Source organism: Paractinoplanes hotanensis (assembly GCF_023717965.1).
Lineage (GTDB): Bacteria > Actinomycetota > Actinomycetes > Mycobacteriales > Micromonosporaceae > Actinoplanes > Actinoplanes polyasparticus.
Genome location: NZ_JAMQOL010000070.1, coordinates 1 through 20,083, shown reverse-complemented (window position 1 = coordinate 20,083; position 20,083 = coordinate 1). Strand labels below are relative to the sequence as shown.

Here is a 20,083-nt window from a genome sequence, read left to right as displayed (position 1 = left end):
TCGGGGTTTATTCTCGGCGAATGTTGATCGCGACCGAGAGGCTGGTGCTGCGGCGGTTCCGTCCGGCGGACGCCGCCGTCCTCGCCGCGTACCGGTCGGAGCCGGAGGTCGCGCGTTACCAGTCGTGGGACGCGCCGTTCCCGTTGTTGCGGGCCGAGACGGCGGTGGCCAACTTCATCGCCTCCGACCCCGACCAGCCGGGCTGGTTCCAGTACGCGATCGAGCGCACCGCCGGCCACGAGCTCGTCGGCGATGTGGCCGTCCACCTGCACGACAACCTGAAGCAGGCCGAGATCGGCTTCACCCTGGCCAAGCAGCACCAGAAGCAGGGGTACGCCTTCGAGGCGGTCACGGCGGTGCTCGACCGGCTCTTCCGGGTGCGGGGCCTGCACAAGGTGGCCGGCGAGTGCGACGCCCGCAACCTGGCCTCGGCCGGGCTGCTGGAACGGCTCGGCTTCACCCTGGAGGGCAAGCTGCGCCAGCAGACCTACATCAAGGGCGAGTGGACCGACGACCTGATCTACGGCCTCCTGTCGAACGAGTGGCTGATCCCCTCGTCCTGAGAAACCTGTCGCACCCGTGTGGTTGGGTGCTCGCATGGCCCATCGCAGTCGTCTGTCCACGATCCTGATCGACGTGCCGAAAGAGGAAACCGGCAGCGCCGCCGCGTTCTGGTCGGCCGCGCTCGGGGTGACGCCCACGTCGCCGCCGGGCGAGCCGCAGTTCCTGTCGCTGCCCGGCGTGCTGCCGGGGCTGACGCTGGCGATCCAGTCGATCGACGACACCGCTCGCTACCATCTCGACTTCGAGACCGACGACGTCGAGGCCGAGACGGCCCGCCTGGTCGCGCTGGGCGCCGAGCAGATCGACCAGTGGCTCGACTGTCACATCCTGCGGATCCCGGGCGGCCAGCTGGCCTGCGTGATTCCGCGGCACAGCGACGACGCCACGTTCGACCGCCTGGCCACCAGCTGGGACTGAGGCGCCGTTCGTGGCCGGCCTCGGCGCCGGCTGGGCTTTCGTGGCCGGCCTCAGCGTCGCAGCACGTGGTGCACGATGCCCTCGAAATCCGGCTCGGGGTCGTCGGGCCGCAAGCCGGCGGCGGCCGCGCAGCGGGTGCTGGCCACGTTCGCCGGCTCGATCCCGGCGGTGAAGACCACGACGTCGGCCAGCGCCGGGTGGGCGACCACGGCCAGCAGCGTCGCGACGCCGTAACCCTGCCGCCACCGTGCCGGGTCGACGACGTACGCGAAACCGAGCTCGGGCCCCGGGTCATAGACGTCCCCGCCGATCAGCGCCACCGCCTCGCCGTTGACGTCGAGCGCGACCCACGTGTGGACCCGCACGACCCGCCGCCCCCGGAAGATCTCGCCGATGCCCTGCCCCTGCATCCGCAGTCCCTGCGCCGGCCAGTCCGGCCCGCCCAGCCACCGCTGCACCTCAGCGTCGGCGAACCACACCTGCACGGTGGGCAGCAGAGCCTCGGTGAACGGGACGAGAGTGACGCGCGGCAGCCGGGTCATCGCTTCATGGTCGCCCACCGTGCACGCTGACCTCACGGACTGCCCGCCGCGAGCCGGGAAAGGTGGTCCGTGGTCAGGTCCAGACGGCCGGCGGCAAGGTTCTCCTCCAGGTGGGAGACGGACGCAGTGCCCGGAATGGGGAGCATGACGGGAGAGCGGGTCAACAGCCAGGCGAGTACGACCTGGGCGGCGGTCACGGACAGCTCGGCAGCCACCGCCTCGACTTCGCCGCCCTCGTGGGCGAGCGGCCGCCAGGGCAGAAATGTGATGCCCAGGCGGCCGCACGCCCGCAGAACCGGCTCGTGCGTGCGATCGGCGAAGTTGTAGCGGTTCTGAACGGTGGCTATCCCGGTGATCGCGCGAGCTTGCTCCAGTTCGTCGACCGAGACCTCGGAGAGGCCGATCCGGGCGGCCTTGCCCTCAGCGGCCAGCTCGGCCAGAGTGCCGACCTGGTCGGCCAGCGGCACCGACGGGTCGACGCGGTGCAGTTGCAACAGCTCGATCCGCTCCAATCGCAACCGTTGCAGGCAGCCGTCCACCTGGCGGCGCAGTGAATCGGGGCGGCCGTCGAGCCGCCAGTCGCTGAGCTGACCCGAACCGGAAACGCCCACCTTCGTCGTGATGAGGACATCGGCGGGGTACGGGTGCAGGGCCTCGGCGATGAGCTCTTCGTTGGCGCCGCCGCCGTAGAGGTACGCCGTGTCGATCAGCGGGACGCCCAGTTCGACGGCTCTCCGCAGCAGCCGCACCGACGACTCACGCCCCTCCGGCGACGTGGGTAGCTGCATGGCCCCGAAACCGATCCGTCCACCGCTCAGATGCGGCATGCCGTCGCCTCCTTGAGTCGGGAACGGACGCTACCGGCCGGGCGGCGAGTTCGGGAGCCCGTGCTCCACGGCGGTCCAGCGTGGTTCCTGCCTCGCCGTGTGGGGGGTACCGGCAGGGACCCTCAGCCGGTGGGTGACGTGCCTACGCTGGTGTTATGGACAACCGGGCGGAAGTCAGCGACTTCCTCAAGTCGCGCCGGGGCAGGATCACGCCGGAGCAGGCGGGCGTGCAGTCGTACGGCGAGCGGCGGGTGCCGGGGCTGCGGCGCAGCGAGGTCGCCCAGCGGGCCGGGGTGAGCGCCGACTACTACACCCGGCTCGAGCGTGGCAACTTGGGTGGTGTCTCCGAGAGCGTCTTGGACGCGTTGGCCCGGGCGCTGCAACTGGACGAGATCGAACGGGCCCACCTGCATCACCTGGCGCGGACGGCGGCTACCCCGCGATCCCGGGTGAGCAGGCGTGCCGTGGCCCCGGCGGTGCGGCCGTCGGTGGCGCGGATGATCGAGGGCATGCCCGGCATGCCGGCGTACGTGCACAACAATCGTTTCGATGTGCTGGCGACCAATTCGCTCGGCCGCGCCCTGTTGACCGACCTGTACGCCGATCCCGCTTGCGACGGGAACATGGCGCGGTTCGCGTTCCTGAACCCGGCTGCCCGGCACTTCTTCGCCGACTACGACCGCATCGCCCGCAGCACCGTCGGGCATTTCCGGGCCGAGGCGGCCAAGAATCCGTACGACCGCCTGCTGTCGAACTTGATCGGTGAGTTGTCGACCCGTAGCGACACGTTCCGGGTGTTGTGGGGCTCGCACGACGTGTACGCCTTCCGCGACGGCAGCAAACGCTTCCGGCACCCGGTCGTCGGCGAACTCACCCTCGACTTCGAGGCGCTGCCCCTACCGGATGGCAGCGGCCTGCAACTGTCGGTCTACAACGCCGAGCCGGGCAGTGCCGCCGCTGACGCTCTGACGTTGCTAGCCGGCTGGGCCGCGACCATGACCGGCACGGCGGACGGCGCCCGGACCGAAAGCTGACCGGCGAACTCGCGCGGGGGCACGTCGGCGCTGGGGGGCCCTGCCGGTACCTGCCAGGTCAGGGACTCTCAGCCGAGCCGGATGCCGGGCTTTCCTGAAGGGGCAGGAACGACCACGACGGATCACCGGGAGCACGGTCATGAGCAAGGTCCCCACCATCACCCTGAACAACGGCGTCGACATGCCTCTGCTCGGCTTCGGCGTCTTCCAGATTCCGCCGGCGGACACCGAGCGAGCTGTCCTCGATGCGCTCGAGGCCGGCTACCGCTCGATCGACACCGCGGCGGCCTACCGGAACGAGGAAGCCGTGGGGCGCGCGATCGCCGCCAGTGGCATCCCGCGCGACGAGTTGTTCGTCACGACGAAGCTCTGGATCCAGGACGCCGGCGACGAACCCGCCAAGCGCGCGTTCGAGACGTCGCTGCGTGAGCTCGGCCTCGACCGGCTCGACCTGTGCCTGATCCACGCGCCCTACGGCGACTACTACGGCACCTGGCGCGCGTTGGAAGCCGCCTCTCACCAGGGCTCGGTACGCGCCGTCGGCGTCTCCAACTTTCACCCCGACCGGCTCACCGATCTCATCGCGCACAACGAGATCGTCCCGGCCGTCGACCAGGTCGAGACGCACCCGTACCACCAGCGCGCCGCCGACGAGCAGGCCATGCGCAAGCGCACCGTGCAGCTTCAAGCCTGGGGTCCGCTGGCACAGGGCCAGCACGACCTGCTCCAGGACCCGGTGCTCACCGAACTGGCCCGCGCGTACGACAAGTCCGCAGCTCAGATCGTGCTGCGCTGGCTGATGCAGCGCCAGGTGCCGGCGGTCGTGAAGTCCACCAGGCCGCAGCGCATCCGCGAGAATCTAGCCGTCTTCGACTTCGAGCTCACCGACGCCGACATGGCGCGCATCGCGACCCTCGACGGCAGAACCGGGCCGGCCTACGACCCCCGCGACGCCGACACCGTCGACGCCATCAACGGCATGAAGCTCACCTGATCGCAGCCACGAAACACTAGGAGGCTCCTTCTGTTACCGGGTGCGGGGCGGGCCGCAGGTACCGGGTGCACAGGAGGGCGGCGGCGAGCATGGCGATCAGCAGGATGTGGGCGGTGCTCTCGGGGCTGGTGGCGGCCAGCAGACAGCCGCCGGCGAGGGCGCCGATCGGGACGGCGCCGTCGGTGATGACGGCGGCGGCGCTGACGATGCGGCCCAGCGCGGGGTTCGAATGCTCGTCGACGACGTCGCGCACCGCGCCCACCTCGGCGATGATGAAGAAGACGAACGCCGAGCCTTCGATCACGGCCGCCACCACCAGCACGATTGCCGTCGCGCGGAGGTCGGTTGCCGTCGCCAGCAGCACCGCGGCCGTGGCGATCAGCCCGGCTGCCTGCGCCACCAGCATGAGCGTGCGCCGGTTGACCGTGTCGGCGACCAGGCCGGCCGGCACCTGGAGCAGCAGGTTGGGCACGGTGGCGGCGAAGGCGACCCAGCCGGCCAGCGCGGCGAGTCGAACAGGGCCAGCGCCAGCAGGGGATAGGCGATGCGGACGCCGGCCGTGCCGATCAGCGACAGGGCGTTGCCGCTCCACAGCGCCAGGAAGCGCCGGTTGCGCAGGATCAAGAGGAGAGCCACATGGTCAGCTGGACGACGTCGGCCCGCGTGGCCCGCCACAGGGCGGCCACCACCTCGGGTCGCTGGAACAGCGCCGACACCGATTGCTCGTCGGAGAGTTGCCGTAGGCAGAGTGCCAGGCCCGCCCACGATTCGGGCGTGTCGGGGGTCTCGGCCCGATAGAGCGCCAGCGCCCGTTCGTAGTCGCCGTCGGTGTAGGCGAGGTCGGCGGGCGGGGTGTCCGGAGCCGGTTCGACGCCGGCGGCCCGGTTCATCTTGACGTATCCGACCGGCAGCCGGCTGCGCGGCGGGACGTCGCCCGGGACCACCCGCGCCTGGGGCAGGTCGCCCGCGTCGAGCCCGCGCGTCCAGCGTTCGCGCAGGTCGTCGACGTTCACGGTCATGTTGCGGACCCGCCACGCCACCAGGTGGCCGGCCGACGACTCCCGGGCCAGCGTCTCGAGCCGGGCGGGCACGGTCTCGTGCGACCAGTGCCGGATCGCCGCGCCCATGGCCTCGACGAAGGCTGTGCCGGCCTCGGTCAGCAGCGGCGAGGCGGCCGCGACGAGCAGCGCCTGCCGCACCTGGGTGCGCCAGCGGGCGAACTCGACGTCGGCCATCGTGGACTTCGGGCCGGCCTCGCGCCGGTAGACCCGCCAGAAGTCGGTGACGCCGATGTGCGCGTAGATGCCCTGCAGCAGGCCGGTCAGCGGACGCGGGTCGTCCCGCCACGGCGCGTACAGGTCCTTGGCCGTCGAGGGCTTCTGCAGTTCGGCCTGGTCGCTGAGCGCGGTGAGCTTCGCGTGCTGGCATTCGTGGATGAGCGTCAGCGCGAACTGCTGCGGACCGCCCGCGGCGCTCATGTTCACCCCGCCGTACGCGTGCAGTGAGGTGTTGCTGACCCCGTTGGCCACCGGTTCCGCGGTCAGCGGCACCACCGCGCGCAGCACCTCGTCGATGCCGGTCGAGTAGCCCTCGTGCTGCCGCCGGAGGATCTCGAGCGCGCCCGCGAAGGCTCGTGACCACTGTGCCGCCTGGGCCGCGGTCAGGCGCGGGGGCGGGGCCGTCAATTGCGCATTTGTGTACGGATCGGAGAAGTCCCGGAACGGGTCGAGATCATCCAGGTGGACCGTCCGCAGGGTCGAGTACGTCGAGCCCAGCTTGCGCAGCGGCAGCCACCGCTCGTCGCCCTCGCCGCCGGCGTCGCGCACCTTCAACCGGGTGTCGCCCATCGTGAACTCGAACGACCCGGTCAGCGTCGCGTGGCCGTTCGTCCCGGGCGGTCCGAGCCGGGCCAGCCCCAGCCCGGGCAGCATGACAACGCCGTCCCGCACGACGACCTCGACGCTGCCGGCCTGCCGTGCGGTGACGAACGCGGCCGCCCGCAGCCAGCCCAGATAGCCGAGATCGGCCCAGAGCGGCACGTCGTCGCGGCTGTCGGGGTGGGCGATCCGCCGGATGCAGCGCACGAGCCAGACGCCGACGTTCGGGTAGTCGAGCAGCTCGCCGGTGATGTGCGGCGCCGCCTCGGCCAGGCCGGAGCCCTCGACGCCGGCGGCGTCGCTGAGCAGCATGCGCAGCAGCACCTGGCGCTTCTGCCGCTGACCGGCGGCCAGCCGGGCCAGGTTCCCGGGCGTCCCGAAACCCGTGCCGAGGTCGCGCACCAGCGTGCCGGCCCTAGTCTCCACCCGTCGGCCTCCTTGTGCGGATCTTCGCGAGCTCGCCGGACACGCGGGCCCGGATGTGGCCGATCAGGAACGTCAGGTCGGCGCAGTAGACCGACGGGTTGAGGAAGCCGTTCCCGGCGTGGAAGCGGTGGGTGTAGTTGCCGCCGCCGCAGATCTCGTGGATCTCGCAGTCGCGGCACGTCCGGCACAGCGCCTCCGCTCCCAGTTGCCGCGCGACGATCTGCGGTTGCCGCAGCGCCTGATCGAGCGGGTTGCCACCGGCCGCGGCGCGTACCCGGGTGGCGCGGGCGAAGGCGGTCTTGAGCGTGTCGACCTGCTCGACCGTGCCGTCGGTCTCGATCACGGCGACCCGGATCGGCTGCAGGCCCACCGATTCGGACGTGCCCATGCCGCCGAGCGTCAGGGCCAGGATGTCGTCGAAGAGCCGCACGCCGGACTCGCGGACCGGCGCGTCGAACCAGCGGTCGAAGATCTGGGACAACCATTTCCCGTACGCGGCCCGCGCGCCGGCCGGGGGAGTGGTCCAGTTCGCGTGCGGCAGCAGGAAGTCCACCGTCGGCGGCTCGAACTCCAGCAGCGCCTCGTAGGTCGTCACCGGGTCGTTGGCCAGGTCGACCGTGCACAGCAGGCCGGCGTACAGGTGCCGGTGCTGCTGCAGCAGTCGCAGGCCCCGGGCGACCCCGGCGTGGCTGCCGCCGCCGTCGCGGAATGTGCGGTGGCGGTCGTGGCCGGCCTCGTCGCCGTCCAGGCTCACCGCCACCCGGATGCCCCAGCGGTCGCAGACCTCGATCATCCGGGGATCCAGGAGCAACCCGTTGGTCTGCAGTCCGAGCCGCAAGCGCCGGCCCGGGCTCAGGATCGCGGTCGCGGCCGCGGCCAGCCGGTCAAGATGCGCGGCCCCGGCCAGCAGCGGCTCGCCGCCGTGGAAGACCAGGCTCACCGTCGCCCCGGCGTGCTCGTCGATCTGCCGGCAGGCCTCGGTCAGGACCGCCTCGGTCATGATCTTGGGCTGGTCGCGCCAGCTCTCGTCGGCCGACTCGTAGACGTAGCAGTATCCGCAAGCCAGGTTGCAGCGGCTGTGAATCTTGACGACGAACTGGTTGAAGCGTTTCGGCCGCCACCCCTGCGCCGTCAGCGCGGTCACATCGAGGTCGTCGGGCCAGCGGCCGTCCATCGGCGGGCGAACTAGAGATCGGCGTCCACGAGCGAGTTGAAGCCGCCGGCGCCGCCGTGGTCGTCGGGGGCGTAGACCCGCTCGACGGCCGCGCGCAGGGCGGGGCTGAGCTCGGCCAGCAGGTCGTCGGCGACCGTCTCGAGGCCGGTGGTGTCCAGCGCCTGACTTTCCATGTCGCACCCTCCGTCAGGTTGTGGCCCGCCGGGGAGCACCCCGGCGGGCTTTGCTCGAACCTATTGACGAACGTCGAAGGGTTGAAGACGCCTGTCAACTTCGTGACAGAGGACGATGGTGGGGCTACGGGCGGACGACAATGCGCGCCCGGTTGCCGGCCCGCCGCGATTCCGTCGTCACGACTCCAGGCGAAGCCAGACCGCGCCCAGCGGGGGCACCCGCAGCGACACCGAGTGGTCGAAGCCGTGCCACGGCATGTCGTCGGTGTGCACTTCGCCCAGGTTGCCGACGCCGGAACCGCCGTACAGCTCGCTGTCGGTGTTGATCACCTCGGCCCACCGGCCGGGCCGGGGCAGGCCGATGCGGTAGCCCTCGTGCGGGACTGCCGCGAAGTTGACGACGCAGGCCACCGGGTCGCCGTTGGGCGGGAACCGGACGAACGAGAACGTGTTGTGCTGCGAGTCCTCGCTGGTGATCCAGCGGAAGCCGCTGGCCGACGTGTCCTGGGTCCACAGCGCCGGCGACTCCTTGTAGACCCGGTTCAGGTCTTTCACCAGAGCCTGCACACCGCCGAACTGCGGGTCGTCCGGCAGCTCCCAGTCCAGCCCGCGCTCCTCGCTCCACTCGCGCAGGTCGCCCATCTCGCTGCCCATGAACAGCAGCTGTTTGCCGGTGAAGGCCCACATGAAGCCGAGCAGCGCGCGCGTGTTGGCCAGCTTCTGCCACAGGTCGCCGGGCATCTTGCCGGCCAGCGAGCCCTTGCCGTGCACGACCTCGTCGTGGCTGATCGGCAGGATGTAGTTCTCGCTCCAGGCGTACACCGTCGCGAAGGTCATCTGGTGGTGGTGCCACTGGCGGTAGATGGGCTCCTTCTCGATGTACGACAGGGTGTCGTTCATCCAGCCCATGTTCCACTTGAAGCCGAACCCGAGGCCGCCCAGGTGGGTGGGGCGGGTGACGCCCGGCCACGCCGTCGACTCCTCGGCGATGGTGATCGCGCCCGGGTAGTTCTTGTAGACGGTCGCGTTCATCTCCTGCAGGAAGCTGATCGCGTCCAGGTTCTCGCGGCCGCCGTACTGGTTCGGGGTCCACTCGCCGTCCTTGCGCGAGTAGTCCAGGTAGAGCATCGAGGCCACCGCGTCGACCCGCAGGCCGTCGGCGTGGAACTCCTCGCACCAGTAGAGCGCGTTGGCCACCAGGAAGTTGCGGACCTCCTTGCGGCCGAAGTCGAAGACGTACGTGCCCCAGTCGGGGTGCTCGCCGCGACGCCAGTCACCGTGCTCGTACAGGGGAGTGCCGTCGAAGCGGGCCAGCGCCCACTCGTCCTTCGGGAAGTGCGCGGGCACCCAGTCCAGGATCACGCCGATGCCCGCCTGGTGCAGCTTGTCGACCAGGTGGCGGAACTCGTCGGGGGTGCCGAAGCGCGACGTCGGCGCGTAGTAGCCGGTGACCTGGTAGCCCCACGAGCCGCCGAACGGGTGCTCCATCACCGGCATCAGCTCGACGTGCGTGAAGCCGGTCTCGAGGACGTACTCGACCAGCTGGTCGGCCAGCTCGGTGTAGGTCAGGCCGGGACGCCACGAGCCCAGGTGCACCTCGTAGGCGCTCATCGGCTCCTGGTGCCACTGCTTGGTGGCGCGCTCGGCCATCCACGTCTCGTCCGACCACTCGTACGACGAGTCGTAGACGACCGACGCGGTGGCCGGCGGCACCTCGGTGTGCTGGGCGAGCGGGTCGGCGTGCTCGCGCCACACCCCGTCCCGTCCGAGGATCTTGAACTTGTACTTGCTGCCGATCCCGGCGTCGGGCAGGTAGATCTCCCAGACGCCGCTGGAGCCGAGCGAGCGCATCGGCCAGCCGGCGTACGGGCCCCAGCCCGTGAAGTCGCCGATCACCTGCACGCCGCGGGCGCCCGGGGCCCAGACGGCGAACCCGACGCCGCTCTCGCGGGGCTGCGCGCCGAGCACCTTCCACAGCTTCTCGTGCCGGCCCTCGCCGATCAGGTGCAGGTCGAGCTCGCCCAGCGTCGGCAGGTGCCGGTACGGGTCGTCGACGACCTCGCCGTCGACTTCGAGGCGGTAGTCGAGCACCAGGCCCGGCACCTCGGCGGCGAACACGCCGTCGGCGTGCACCCGGGTCATCTCGGTGCGTTCGCCCTCGTACACGAGGGTCACCGCCTTGGCCCCCTTGCGCAGGGTGCGGATCACGGTGTTGCCGCCGCCGGGATGGGCGCCGAGAATGCCGTGCGGATCGTGGGTGTCGCCGGCCACCACGCTGTTCATGGCGCGCTGGTCGGCGGCGAGCGAGTTGGCGGAGTGGCCGATCACGAGGGGATCTCCTTTTACCTGGGCGTCAGCCGACGAGGCGCGCGATGGAGCGCAGTGGAATGCGCAGCCAACCGGGCCGGTGCCGGGCTTCGTACGCGGCCTCGTAGACCGCCTTGTCGAGTTCGTAGGCCGCCAGCAGCGGGCCCTGCTCACGAGGGTCCGCCCCGGCGACGTTCGCGTAGCCGTCGCAGAACGCGGCCCGGTTGCGGTCGACCCACTCGCGGGCGCGGGCCGCGAGGTGCTCGTCGTCGGACTGGTCGACGAGAAGCTGGTAGGCCGCGTATTCGTAGGACCGCAGCACCCCGGCCACGTCGCGCAGCGGCGAGTCGGGCAGGCGGCGCTGGTCGAGCGGCTGGCCGGGCTCACCCTCGAAGTCGATGAGCAGCCAGCCCTCGGGCACCCGCAGCACCTGGCCCAGGTGCAGGTCGCCGTGCACGCGTTGCACTTCGACGGGCCGGGTGTCGAGCTCGCGGAACTGTGCCTCGATCGACGGCACGTACTGCTGGATCTCGGCCACCGCCTGGGCCGCGGTGCGCAGCCGGGCCAGCATGGCGTCGACCGGGAAGACCGACGGGCCCGAGCCGAGCGCCGCGGCCAGGTCGGCGTGCACCGCCGCGACGGCCTCGCCCAGCCGGTACGACTCGCCCTGGAAGTCGCCGCCCACCTCGTCGGCACCCATCTCGGCGTCGGCGAACAGGTCGCGCGCCGACGCCGTGGCCATCGCCCAGCCCTCGGCCGAGTTGCCCGCGTACGCCGTGACCATGCCCAAGGGGCAGGGCTCGCCGCTCTCACTCACATTGCCCGGGTTCTCCGCGCTGTCTGAAGGCCCAGGCGTCGGTCGTGACACCGTGTTGCCCGGGTTCTCCGCGCCGTCCGAAGGACCAGGCGTCGGTCGTGACACAGTCTGGAACGAGCCGAGCAGCCGGGCCACGTGCGGGTTGCCCCGGCGGCCGAGCACACGGTTGAGCTCGATGTCGGGGTTGATGCCGGGCGACACGCGGCGGAACACCTTCAGGATCGCGTCCTGTTCGAAGATGACGCTGGTGTTGCTCTGCTCGGCGTCGAAGACGCGCGGCCAGGCCTCGATCGGGAACGTCGCTCCCGGCTCGGGCTCGAAGAGGACGTCACCGCGGGTGCCGCCCGCCGCGACCAGGGCCAGCAGCCTGCGGGCGGCGCTGGTGTCGTAGAGCGCGTCGTAGCCCGTCCGGTCGCCGTCGGTGCCGATCGTCGCCACTTCGCTGTACTCGACGATCGGGCCGGACTCCCAGGCCACCACCACCTGGTACCGCTCGGAACTGCCGTCGGTGTACTCGACGTCGATCAGCACCAGGTCGAGGGCGTCGTCGAGCGCCGTGCTCGACGCCTCCTTGACCGACGACAGGGTGCGGGATCGGCCGGCGTACCACCGTTGGAGGGGCAGCCATTCGGCGAAAGGCAACGTCATTGCTTCTCCTCGGACCCGCACAGCTGGAACCAGTAGAAGCCGTGCCCGGGGAGCGTCAGCAGGTAGGGCAGCTGGCCGATACGCGGGAAGTTCACGTGACCGGTCAGCTCGACCGGTGTGTACCCGTTCCAGTGCTGCAGGTTCAGCTCGATCGGTTGCGGGAAGCGCGACAGGTTGTTCACGCAGAGCACGACGTCGTCGCCGTCCTCGCGCAGGTACGCCAGCACCGACGGGTTGGATCCGCCCAGTTCGCGGAAGGTCCCGACGGCGAACGCTTCGTGGCGGCGTCGCACCGCCAGCATCGTACGCGTCCAGTTCAGCAGCGACGTGGAACTGTCGCGCTGGGCCTCGACGTTCACCGCCTGGTAGCCGTACACCGGGTCTTGATTCGCCGGTAGGTAGAGCCGCCCGGGGTGGGCCGTCGAGAAGCCGGCGTTGCGGTCCGGCGTCCACTGCATCGGCGTGCGCACGCCGTCGCGGTCACCGAGCCAGATGTTGTCGCCCATGCCGATCTCGTCGCCGTAGTAGAGCACGGGCGAACCCGGCAGCGACAGCAGCAGGGCGGTGAACAGCTCCATCTGGTTGCGGTCGTTCTCGAGCAGCGGGGCCAGCCGCCGGCGGATGCCCACGTTGGCCTTCATCCGCGGGTCCTTGGCGTACTCGCCGTACATGTAGTCGCGCTCTTCGTCGGTCACCATCTCGAGCGTCAGCTCGTCGTGGTTGCGCAGGAAGATGCCCCACTGGCAGTTGTCCGGGATCGCCGGCGTCTGGGCCAGGATCTCGGAGATGGGAAAGCGCGACTCGCGCCGGACCGCCATGAAGATGCGCGGCATCAGCGGGAAGTGGAACGCCATGTGGCATTCGTCGCCGCCGGCCTTCGAGTCGCCGAAGTACTCGACCACGTCGGCCGGCCACTGGTTGGCCTCGGCCAGCAGCACCCGCCCCGGGAATTCGTCGTCGATCACCTTGCGGCAGTGCTTGAGGAAGGCGTGCGTCTCGGGCAGGTTCTCGCCGTTGGTGCCCTCCCGCTCGAACAGATACGGCACGGCGTCGAGCCGGAAGCCGTCGATGCCCAGGTCGAGCCAGAAGCGCAGCACGTCGAGCATCGCGTTCTGCACGGCCGGGTTGTCGTAGTTGAGGTCGGGCTGGTGCGAGAAGAAGCGGTGCCAGAAGAACTGCCGCCGCACCGGGTCGAACGTCCAGTTCGACTCCTCGGTGTCGACGAAGATGACCCGCGCCTCCTGGTACTTCTCGGAGGTGTCACTCCAGACGTAGAAGTCGCCGTACGGGCCGTCCGGGTCGCGCCGCGACTCCTGGAACCACAGGTGCTGGTCCGAGGTGTGGTTCATGACCAGGTCGGTGATGACCCGGATGCCGCGCTTGTGGGCGGCGTCGAGCAGGGCCACGAAGTCGTCGACCGTGCCGAACTCCGGCAGCACCTGGTAGAAGTCGCTGATGTCGTAGCCGCCGTCGCGCAGCGGCGACTGGTAGAACGGCGGCAGCCACAGGCAGTCGACGCCGAGCCACTGCAGATAGTCGAGCCGCTCGATCAGGCCGCGCAGGTCGCCCGAGCCGTCCGTGCCGGAGTCGTAGAACGCCCGGACCAGAACCTCGTAGAAGACGGCGCGCTGGAACCACGTCCGGTCGGCCGGCAGGGTCCGGGCGTGTTCGAAGTCCTCCGCGTTCGGGTGCTCCACCACGCCCTGTTCGACGTGGCTGCCCTCTGCCGGGTCGACGCTGAGTTCGTTCTGGTCCATCAGGTTCCCCACCTACCCACCCGCAGGTACTTGTTAACTAGCCGGCTGGATCACGAACACGTGCGCCGGCTCGACGTACGGATCGATCCGCACGGCGTTGTGCTGCCCCCACTCGTACGTGGCCCCGGTGATCTGGTCGACCACCGTGAACCGGTCGTGCCAGTCCAGGCCGAGTTCCGGCATGTTCAGCACGGTGTTCCCCCACTGCACGCTCGTCGAGTCGAACGTGACCACGACGAGAACCGTGTTACCGGTGTCGGGGTCACGCTTCGAGAAGCACAGCAGCGAGTCGTTGTCGATGTCGTGGAATCTCAGGTTTCGCAGCCAGTGCAACGCCGGATTCTCGTCACGGATCTGGTTGAGCCGGGTGATGTACGGGGCCAGCGACCGGCCGGTCCGCTCGGCCGCCGCCCAGTCCCGCGGCTTGAGCTCGAATTTCTCGTTGTCGATGTACTCCTCGGCGCCCGGCCGCGGGACGTGCTCGAAGAGCTCGTAACCGGAGTACATGCCCCAGGACGGCGTGAGCATGCTGGCCAGCACCGCGCGAATTCTGAACATCGGCGGGCCGCCGTGCTGCAGCGACTCGTGCAGGATGTCGGGCGTGTTGGGCCAGAAGTTGGGTCGCATCCAGTCGATCGTGGTGAGCAGCTGCTCCATGTACTGCCGCATCTCCCAGGCCGTGGTGCGCCAGGTGAAGTACGTGTACGACTGGGTGAAGCCGACCTTGCCGAGCCCGTTCATGATCGCGGGCCGGGTGAACGCCTCGGCCAGGAACAGCACCTCGGGGTTGGTCTCCTTCACCTTGGCGATCAGCCACTGCCAGAAGTTCATCGCCTTGGTGTGCGGGTTGTCGACCCGGAAGATCTTGACGCCGTTGCCGACCCAGTGCATGACGACGCGATAGACCTCCTCGCGCAGCGTCTTGTAGTCGTTGTCCCAGTTGATCGGGTAGATGTCCTGATACTTCTTGGGCGGGTTCTCGGCGTACGCGATGGTGCCGTCGGCCCGCCGGGTGAAGAACTCGGGGTTCGACTTGACCCACGGGTGGTCGGGGGCGGCCTGCAGGGCCAGGTCCATGGCGACCTCGAGGCCGTGCTCCTCGGCGGTGGCGATGAAGGCCCGGAAGTCCTCCAGCGTGCCCAGCTGCGGGTGGATCGCGTCGTGGCCGCCCTCTTCGGAGCCGATCGCCCACGGTGAGCCCACGTCTTCGGGGCGGGCCACCAGCGTGTTGTTCCGGCCCTTGCGGTTGATCTTGCCGATCGGGTGGATCGGGGGCAGGTAGAGCACGTTGAAGCCCATGCCGGCGACCGCGGGGATGCGCTCGGCGGCGGTGGCGAACGTGCCGTGCTTGATCGGGGTCGCCTCGGGGCCGATCTCGGCGCCCTCGGAGCGGGGGAAGAACTCGTACCAGGCGGAGTAGAGCGCGCGCTTGCGGTCGACCCAGATCGCGTACGACCGGGTGGTCGTCACCAGCTGGCGCACCGGGTGGTGCCAGAGCAGCTCTTCCAGGTCGAGCGCGGGCGAGACCCGGGCGAACAGCGAGCGCTGCTCGTCGCGCAGGGCCGCCGCGGCGTCGCGCACCCGCTCCTCGTCGCCGTGCGGGACGATCTTGGTGGCCAGGTCGAGGACCTCGGCCCCCTCGGCCAGGTCGTTCGCCAGGTCCTCGAGGCCCTGGCCGGCGCCGATCTTCTTCACCACCGCGTTGCGCCAGGTGCGGTACGGGTCGTCGAACGCCTCCACGGTGAACGTCCACCGGCCGACCCGGTCGGGCCGGATCACCCCGTGCCACTGGTCGAGGCCGGGCTCGCCGGGACGCATGCGGGTGAACGGCTCGGATTCGCCGTCGGGGCCGCGCCATACCACATTGACGCCGAGGGCGTCGTGACCTTCGCGATAGGACACCGCGGAAACCGGCACCAATTCGCCGACGACCGCCTTTGCGGGATAACGGCCACACGACACCGAGGGCGTCACGTCTTCGATGGGAAAGCGACCGGTCATGATCTCCACCGTAATCTTCAGGGCGCGGGCGGGTTCGGCGAAACCAGACCGCCGTCAGGGCATACTTCTCCGCTGTGGAGGCGCCGCAAACGGTGGCGTGCCGATGCGCTCAACCTACCGGAGTCCGCTCAGGCCGGCTCATCCAGGCGAGGCCTCGCGCCCCCGATGAATTCCGCCAATTCGACTACGGTGATCACCCGTTCATGCTTACCGAGTCTGATCATCGGAACGTTACCGGTCGGCAAAATAATGTTTCCCGCCCGCCGGCCGCGCGGCACCGCACAAAAGCCACGCCCGTCGACATCGTCCGAGCCGGCAACCTCGGCCGCCCCACGCGTCCCGGCTCTGCCGTTTCCAGGGCGACGGCAGCCCGCACAGGAGCGTGTCGGTTGCCGTGCGGTCCCACTCCGGTGACCCTGCTCAGATACCCCTCTGCCGCCGCCGAGTCATCCGGTGTGACGCGGGCCGACCTGGTGCCGCGCCCGAGCGGAGGAGCACCCACGTGGCCGGACCGTCTGTCGAGCTGTCGCCCGTCATCGCGGCGAGCACGCACTGGCTGTCGCGTGCTTACCCTTCGGGGAGCGCGGACACGATCGCGCACACCCTGTCGGAGCTGCAGGCCCGTCAGGCCGTCACGGTCGCGGCCTGGCTGCGCTACCCGACCGAGGTCGACGCGGCGCTGGTCGCGATCGCCGGTCCCGGCGGCTCGGCGGTGCTCGACTGGCGTGTCGGCAGCGAGCCCGAGGACGAGGAGGCCGAGGAGGAGGGCTGGCGCACCTGGGTCGACGAGACCGTGGTCAGCTGGGCCGCCTGCCTGCTGGCCGACCCGCAGCTGGCCCGGCGCGGCGTCGACGCCGTGATCGCGGCCGTGCCGCTGGCCCAGGACCGGCCGCTGCCCTACGCGCGCAGCGGCAAGGCGCCGGCTGAGTTCCGCCGCCTGCTCGAGCCCGACCGCCGCGACATGGACGCGGCCGCGCTGCTGCGCCACCCCGACCTGCTCGAGCCCATCGCCTCGATGCACCGCGACGCGCTGCTGTACGTCCTTGACGCTGAGCTTGCCGGCCTCGCCTCCGGCTCGGCGGGGACCGCGCCCCAAGGGGCCGATGCCGCGGACACCGAAAACGGCCACGGCTGAGCTTGCCGGCCTCGCCTCCGGCTCGGCGGGCGCAGTCCCGACCGACCTTGCGCTGAAGGCCGGCTCCCCCACCCGGGGTGCCGGCCTTTTCGGCTGTGTGGCGTGAATCGGGGAAGATAGTTCTCGGCTGATGCAGCATTCTTGCCACGCCGGGCGTTAACCGGTGCACGAACCAGGACGAGCGGGGAGTTCGCGGATGCGGGATGCGGACAGCTTCGACGAGTTCTACCGGGACACGTCCGCGCGGATGCTCCGCTACGGATACGCCATGACCGGGGATCTCGCCGAGGCTCAGGACGTGGTGCAGGAGGCGTACACCAGGGCGTGGCGCCACTGGCGGAAGCTGGTCGCCCACCCGGCGCCCGAGGGCTGGCTGCGGCTGACCGTCGGCCGGCTGGCCACCGACCGGTGGCGTCGGCTCAGTGGATGGCGGGCCGCCGTACGCCGGGCCGGCCCACCCGAACCGGCCGGCGCACCCAGCGAGGAAGCGGTCTGGCTGACCACCGCGCTGCGGCGGCTGCCGGCGCCCGTCCGCCAGGCGGTCGCGCTGCACTATTTCTACGATCTACCGGTGGCGGCCATCGCGGCCGAGACGGGCACTCCGATCGGCACCGTGACCTCACGGCTGCACCGCGGCCGCACCGAGCTCGCCGCTGTGCTCGCCCCGCCGCGCACCCCGGAGGTGACCGATGCCGAACACTGAGCCCTCGCCGGACCTGGAGCGCGCCTTCGCCGCGCTCTCCTCGGACACCGACCGTGGCCTGCTGCTCTCCGGACCCGAACTGCGCCGCCAGGCCATCCGCCGCCGGTCCCGCCGCGTCGCGGTGACGGCTGCCGCAGTCGCGGTGCTCGTGGCCGGCGGGGTCGGCGCCGGCTGGGCGCTGTCGGACGACGGCGGACGCGACACCGTGCTGCCTCCGGCGGTCAGCGGCACCGGGCTCGCCTCAGCGCCGGCCATCGCGACGCCCAGCCCTCTGCCCAGCTCGGCGCCCTCGTCGGCGCCGAGTTCGTCCGCGCCGACGCCGTCGTCCACGCGTCCCACCACCCGCCCGCCGGCCGTCCCGAAGTCGATTCCCGCCCGTGCGCTGCTGTCCGACTCCGACGCCGGCATCTCCGACGTCGCCCGCGTCGAGGATCCCTTCGAACAACTCGAGTTCTGCTCGAAGGCCGAGTTCCCGAGCGAGGCCCAGGTGGGGGTACGGGCCACGGTGCGCATGTTCTATCGGGGGCCGAAGTCGGAAGCGGGCTCAGTGCCCGACGACACGGTGTACAACACCGTTACCGTCTATCGGGGGGACGGTGCTGTGGACTACCTGACCGAGCTGCGGCGCGCGGTCGAGGACTGCCCGAGCGGCAAGGTCGGCAGTTCCGAGGCGCAGTTCGACTGGCTCGGCTCGCTGGGCGTGGGCGTGGGCGAGGAGTCGGTTCTGATCGACCGCTCCTACGAGTCGAGGGACGGCGAGGGGGAGCCCCTCGACAACGGGTCGCGCAACCACACGTACATCGCCGCGATCCGGATCGGCGACGCGGTCACCCTGGTCGACGGGCAGGGATACGAGGGCTGGGGCGCCACCCGGCCCGATTTCGAGAAGCAGCTGGCGGGTAAGGCCGCCTCCCGCCTCGAGGACTGGCGAGGCTGACCGGTGCGGGGTGGCATGAGCCGCGCCTTCGCGGCGCTCTCGTCGGACAGCGAACGGGGTCTGTTGCCGCCCGGGCCGCCGTTCTAGGCCAGGCGGGCCGGGAAGCCGCCGGTGGCGATCGGGCCCCACCGCTCGATGGTGATGCGGATCAGGGACTTGCCCTGGTCGCGCATGGCCTGGCGGTATTCCGCCCAGTCCGGGTGCTCGCCCGAGATGACCCGGAAGTATTCGACCAGGGGTTCGATCGACTCGGGCAGATCGAGTACCTCGGCCGTGCCGTCGACCTGAACCCAGGCGCCGCCGAAGTCGTCGGAGAGCACGCACACCGACACCTGCGGGTTGCGCCGGAGGTTGTAGACCTTGGCCCGGTCGGGATAGGTCGAGATGACGATGCGGCCCTCGGTGTCGACCCCGCAGGTGTTGGGGGAGGCCTGGGGACGTCCGTCGCGCCGGGTGGTCATCAGGATGGCGTTGTGCCGGGGGCGCAGGAACTCGAGCAGTTCCTCGCGGGAGGCCTCGGTGTTGGTGGCGATCGTGCGTGGCATTTTCTCTACTCCGTCACTCGCGCGCCGGCCTCGTGCGGCGTCACTCCGTTGTCGGCTGTCTTGCCGCCGTCGATCTCGGCGATGCGGGCCGCGCCGATGATGCCCGCGTTGTTGAGCAGCGTGGCCGGGACCATGGGCGTACGGATGTCGATCAGCGGCAGGAAGCGGTCGGACTTCTTGCTCACGCCGCCGCCGATGATGAACAGCCGCGGGGAGAGCAGCATCTCGACGTGGGCCAGGTAGTGGCGGACCCGGCCGGCCCACTTCTCCCAGCTCATGTCCTCGGTCTCGCGGGCGCGGTCGGAGGCCCTGAGCTCGGCGTCGTGCCCGTCGAGCTCGAGGTGGCCGAACTCGGTGTTGGGGATGAGGGTGCCGTCGAGGAACAGCGCGCTGCCGATGCCGGTGCCGAACGTGAGCATCATGATGAGGCCGGTCTGGTCGCGGCCCGCACCGAAGGCCACCTCGGCCACCCCGGCCGCGTCGGCGTCGTTGAGGACGGACACCGGCGTGCCGAGCCGGTTGGTGAACAGCTGCGCGGCCGGCGCGTCGAGCCACGACTTGTCGACGTTCGCCGCCGTGCGGGTGACCCCGTCGACCACCACGCCCGGGAAGGTGATGCCGACCCGGTCGTACTGCCCCTCGAACTGCGCCGCCACCTCGGCGACGGCCTCGACGACGCTGGTGACGTCGGACGGCTGCGGGGTGGGCACCCGGTACCGCTCGGCGAGCAACTCGCCGCGGGCGGTGTCGACCGGAGCGCCCTTGACGCCGGAGCCGCCGATGTCGATGCCGAGAATGGCCATGGTGTTTCCCGTCTTGAGGTGCCTGGTTGTGCCCCCGCTGTTTACCACGGAGCCCCGACATTAAATCCCGTCGCGGTCCCGCGACCGCCAGGGGGTTGCGGGGTGACCCTCGTACTTTCGGCTAGGCAAGCCTCCCCTTCTCGGTTAGCGTGGAAACACAGAACGGTCGCCGCGTGCGGGCACGGCTCTCTGCCCGCTCTCTGGAGGACCTCCGATGACCGTGTCCGTCGCCGAGCAAACCGCTTCCGACCTCCTGGCCACGCTCGCTGATCTGCCCGACGATCACCCCCGCCGCCACCGCCTGCGCGATCAGGCGATCGAGGCGTGGTTGCCGCTGGCCCGCCACCTCGCCCACCGCTACTCCGGCCGCGGCGAGCCCACCGACGACCTGATCCAGACCGC

General features: G+C 70.4%; 19 protein-coding genes and 1 pseudogene. 8 read left to right on the top strand and 12 right to left on the bottom strand.

Annotation, left to right across the window (positions count from 1 at the left end; genetic code table 11):
• Positions 1 to 20 precede the first annotated feature (20 nt).
• Positions 21 to 563: a GNAT family N-acetyltransferase gene (locus LXN57_RS41725; RefSeq protein WP_251803839.1), complete on the top strand. Its 543-nt coding sequence runs from the start codon at positions 21 to 23 to the stop codon at positions 561 to 563.
• Positions 564 to 597: 34 nt separating this feature from the next.
• Positions 598 to 981, top strand: coding sequence for a VOC family protein (locus tag LXN57_RS41720; protein ID WP_251803838.1), 384 nt, complete (start codon positions 598 to 600; stop codon positions 979 to 981).
• Positions 982 to 1,031: 50 nt separating this feature from the next.
• On the opposite strand, the gene LXN57_RS41715 is transcribed toward LXN57_RS41720, so the two are convergent.
• Positions 1,032 to 1,523: a GNAT family N-acetyltransferase gene (locus LXN57_RS41715; RefSeq protein ID WP_251803837.1), complete on the bottom strand. Its 492-nt coding sequence runs from the start codon at positions 1,521 to 1,523 to the stop codon at positions 1,032 to 1,034.
• A 32-nt stretch (positions 1,524 to 1,555) separates the two neighbouring features.
• Positions 1,556 to 2,350, bottom strand: a complete 795-nt coding sequence (locus LXN57_RS41710) for an aldo/keto reductase (protein ID WP_251803836.1) — start codon at positions 2,348 to 2,350, stop codon at positions 1,556 to 1,558.
• A gap of 155 nt (positions 2,351 to 2,505) precedes the next feature.
• Between LXN57_RS41710 and LXN57_RS41705 the strand changes: the two genes are divergently transcribed.
• Both LXN57_RS41705 and LXN57_RS41700 read left to right on the top strand, forming a co-directional pair.
• Entirely contained in the window at positions 2,506 to 3,384 is an 879-nt protein-coding gene (locus LXN57_RS41705; protein ID WP_251803835.1) for a helix-turn-helix transcriptional regulator, read from the top strand.
• Positions 3,385 to 3,523: 139 nt separating this feature from the next.
• Positions 3,524 to 4,378, top strand: coding sequence for an aldo/keto reductase (locus tag LXN57_RS41700; RefSeq protein WP_251803834.1), 855 nt, complete (start codon positions 3,524 to 3,526; stop codon positions 4,376 to 4,378).
• 16 nt (positions 4,379 to 4,394) lie between these two features.
• On the opposite strand, the gene LXN57_RS41695 is transcribed toward LXN57_RS41700, so the two are convergent.
• From LXN57_RS41695 to LXN57_RS41660, 8 genes are all read right to left on the bottom strand, one after another.
• Positions 4,395 to 4,970, bottom strand: a complete 576-nt coding sequence (locus tag LXN57_RS41695) for an MFS transporter (protein WP_285904731.1) — start codon at positions 4,968 to 4,970, stop codon at positions 4,395 to 4,397.
• Positions 4,971 to 4,998: 28 nt separating this feature from the next.
• Complete coding sequence (locus tag LXN57_RS41690) at positions 4,999 to 6,681, bottom strand: HEXXH motif domain-containing protein (protein WP_251803832.1); 1,683 nt, start codon at positions 6,679 to 6,681, stop codon at positions 4,999 to 5,001.
• The gene (locus LXN57_RS41685; RefSeq protein WP_251803831.1) at positions 6,671 to 7,855 is read right to left on the bottom strand and encodes an FxsB family cyclophane-forming radical SAM/SPASM peptide maturase; all 1,185 of its coding nucleotides are present in this window, start codon (positions 7,853 to 7,855) and stop codon (positions 6,671 to 6,673) included. The genes LXN57_RS41690 and LXN57_RS41685 overlap by 11 nt, the downstream gene beginning before the upstream one ends.
• 11 nt (positions 7,856 to 7,866) lie before the next feature.
• Entirely contained in the window at positions 7,867 to 8,028 is a 162-nt protein-coding gene (locus tag LXN57_RS41680) for a hypothetical protein (RefSeq protein ID WP_251803830.1), read from the bottom strand.
• Between the two features lie 177 nt (positions 8,029 to 8,205).
• The gene (gene glgB, locus LXN57_RS41675) at positions 8,206 to 10,311 is read right to left on the bottom strand and encodes a 1,4-alpha-glucan branching protein GlgB (protein WP_251803891.1); all 2,106 of its coding nucleotides are present in this window, start codon (positions 10,309 to 10,311) and stop codon (positions 8,206 to 8,208) included.
• A 70-nt stretch (positions 10,312 to 10,381) separates the two neighbouring features.
• Complete coding sequence (locus LXN57_RS41670; protein WP_251803829.1) at positions 10,382 to 11,800, bottom strand: maltokinase N-terminal cap-like domain-containing protein; 1,419 nt, start codon at positions 11,798 to 11,800, stop codon at positions 10,382 to 10,384.
• Complete coding sequence (gene treS / locus LXN57_RS41665) at positions 11,797 to 13,557, bottom strand: maltose alpha-D-glucosyltransferase (protein WP_251803828.1); 1,761 nt, start codon at positions 13,555 to 13,557, stop codon at positions 11,797 to 11,799. The genes LXN57_RS41670 and treS overlap by 4 nt, the downstream gene beginning before the upstream one ends.
• 33 nt (positions 13,558 to 13,590) lie before the next feature.
• Positions 13,591 to 15,558: an alpha-1,4-glucan--maltose-1-phosphate maltosyltransferase gene (locus tag LXN57_RS41660; protein ID WP_251803827.1), complete on the bottom strand. Its 1,968-nt coding sequence runs from the start codon at positions 15,556 to 15,558 to the stop codon at positions 13,591 to 13,593.
• A gap of 502 nt (positions 15,559 to 16,060) precedes the next feature.
• Here LXN57_RS41660 and LXN57_RS41655 point away from each other — a divergent pair.
• The 3 genes from LXN57_RS41655 (at position 16,061) to LXN57_RS41645 (ending at position 18,333) form a co-directional block, all read left to right on the top strand.
• Entirely contained in the window at positions 16,061 to 16,693 is a 633-nt protein-coding gene (locus tag LXN57_RS41655; RefSeq protein ID WP_251803826.1) for a hypothetical protein, read from the top strand.
• 196 nt (positions 16,694 to 16,889) lie between these two features.
• Positions 16,890 to 17,396 carry a SigE family RNA polymerase sigma factor gene (locus LXN57_RS41650; protein ID WP_251803825.1) on the top strand — a complete coding sequence of 169 codons (507 nt, stop codon included), beginning with the start codon at positions 16,890 to 16,892 and terminating at the stop codon, positions 17,394 to 17,396.
• Positions 17,383 to 18,333, top strand: a complete 951-nt coding sequence (locus LXN57_RS41645) for a hypothetical protein (RefSeq protein WP_251803824.1) — start codon at positions 17,383 to 17,385, stop codon at positions 18,331 to 18,333. Before LXN57_RS41650 ends, LXN57_RS41645 begins: the two co-directional genes overlap by 14 nt.
• 83 nt (positions 18,334 to 18,416) lie before the next feature.
• Here LXN57_RS41645 and LXN57_RS41640 read toward each other — a convergent pair whose 3' ends face one another.
• Positions 18,417 to 18,878, bottom strand: a complete 462-nt coding sequence (locus LXN57_RS41640; RefSeq protein WP_251803823.1) for a PPOX class F420-dependent oxidoreductase — start codon at positions 18,876 to 18,878, stop codon at positions 18,417 to 18,419.
• Between the two features lie 5 nt (positions 18,879 to 18,883).
• Positions 18,884 to 19,681, bottom strand: a complete 798-nt coding sequence (ppgK, locus tag LXN57_RS41635) for a polyphosphate--glucose phosphotransferase (protein WP_251803822.1) — start codon at positions 19,679 to 19,681, stop codon at positions 18,884 to 18,886.
• A 214-nt stretch (positions 19,682 to 19,895) separates the two neighbouring features.
• Between ppgK and LXN57_RS41630 the strand changes: the two are divergent.
• Positions 19,896 to 20,083 (top strand): annotated as a pseudogene (locus tag LXN57_RS41630) (RNA polymerase sigma factor SigF); the annotation flags it as partial.